The organism is Falsiporphyromonas endometrii, from assembly GCF_042654485.1.
GTDB classification, from domain to species: domain Bacteria; phylum Bacteroidota; class Bacteroidia; order Bacteroidales; family Porphyromonadaceae; genus Porphyromonas; species Porphyromonas endometrii.
This window is the reverse complement of the sequence record NZ_JBHSGO010000069.1, coordinates 1-1,275: the sequence shown is the minus strand read 5'-3', so window position 1 is coordinate 1,275 and position 1,275 is coordinate 1. Positions and strand designations below refer to the sequence as shown.

1 protein-coding gene and 1 pseudogene are annotated in these 1,275 nt (G+C 33.1%); both read left to right on the top strand.

Features of this window, described 5'->3' with window-relative positions; genetic code table 11:
* Nucleotides 1-98 (top strand): annotated as a pseudogene (locus tag ACFO3G_RS03265) (transposase); the annotation flags it as partial.
* A 27-nt stretch (nt 99-125) separates the two neighbouring features.
* The gene (locus ACFO3G_RS03260; RefSeq protein WP_380077955.1) at nt 126-1,196 is read left to right on the top strand and encodes a hypothetical protein; all 1,071 of its coding nucleotides are present in this window, start codon (nt 126-128) and stop codon (nt 1,194-1,196) included.
* Nucleotides 1,197-1,275 lie beyond the last annotated feature (79 nt).

The window sequence follows — 1,275 nt, the reverse complement described above, 5'->3', positions numbered from 1 at the left end:
TTGAACGATTTATTTGCGTGTTTGGGATTAGCCCAGACCCGCAAGTTATTGACAAACTTTTCAAAGAACTCATTTTATTTACTGCCAGAGCCGCTTAGGCTTGGATATTTTTTAACGAACTATTGATGATAGATAACATTACTTTGAATATGAAAATCTTACCCGAAGAGATGGATAAAATTCTAACAAGAATCGGGGTGAGTGCATTTGCAGATAAAATATCTGTAAAGCTTCACGGATATAGTATTAATATTAAGAATGTAGTAATGGAAGTCAAAAAATCGGGTGATTTGTATGATTTCAAGATGTATGGCAGTGTAACAAAATTCATCAAGGGCAATAATTACGAAGTTGTGACACATGAAGACATAAAAGAATATTATAAATACATGAAGAATTTGATTGGGTTTGATATTGGGCGCATGAGTGTGCGAAGATTAGAAGTGGGGGCAACATTAGAGACACCTCAAGAACCCAAAATATATCTATGTCTTTTTAAGAAGAAAAAAGGTGGTAAAAAGTATTTCTACAATCCGGTTCAGCAAAAGCATGAAAGCAAATATCTTAAGTATAGAGACTATGAAGCAGTTTTGTATGATAAAGGTGTTGAGGCGAACACATTGCCGGATGAAATGAAAAATAAAAACCTTTTCAGAATGGAAATAAAGTACACAAAGAGGATAAGAAGCCAAACAGAAATAGAAACATTTGCAGATATTCTGAACCCGAAGAAGTACAGAGGACTGGTTAAGCAATGGTATAACTTTTTCAATGAATGCGAATGCACGACTGACAAAATAGGAAATGTAAAGAAGGTTAAACCAAGCAAGGTACCGGAAGTTGTATTACAGTACTTAATGAAAGATCCGGTAACGAGAGATAGAGCCAAAGACATATCAATGAATATTATTGGACAGTTGGAATGTTGCGATAAAAGCAAGAAGGTTGCACAAAGGAAATTTAAGAGTTTGGAAGTAAAAAGCGAGGCTTTAAGTGTCCAAAGTTTGTCTTCGTGCGATCAGCTTTTTGAAATAATGAAAAAGGTATGTGAACATCAAGGGGTTATTGTAGATACTAACAGAAAGATTGTTACAGCATACGAACATCAAAATTTCAGAAACATTAAGAATATTGGACAGAACAATGTCAGAAGCTGTTTAAATTTAATTGAAAAACAATCTTATACAAGGTGTTAATATATTGAATATCAGTAGGTTAGTTGATTTATTATTTGTAACTTTATGATTATCAAACAATTAAAGTTATGGAACAATA

Excerpts from the sequence above, each read along its gene's own strand:
- ACFO3G_RS03260 (WP_380077955.1), top strand. The coding sequence starts at position 126 with ATGATAGATAACATTACTTTGAATATGAAAATCTTACCCGAAGAGATG.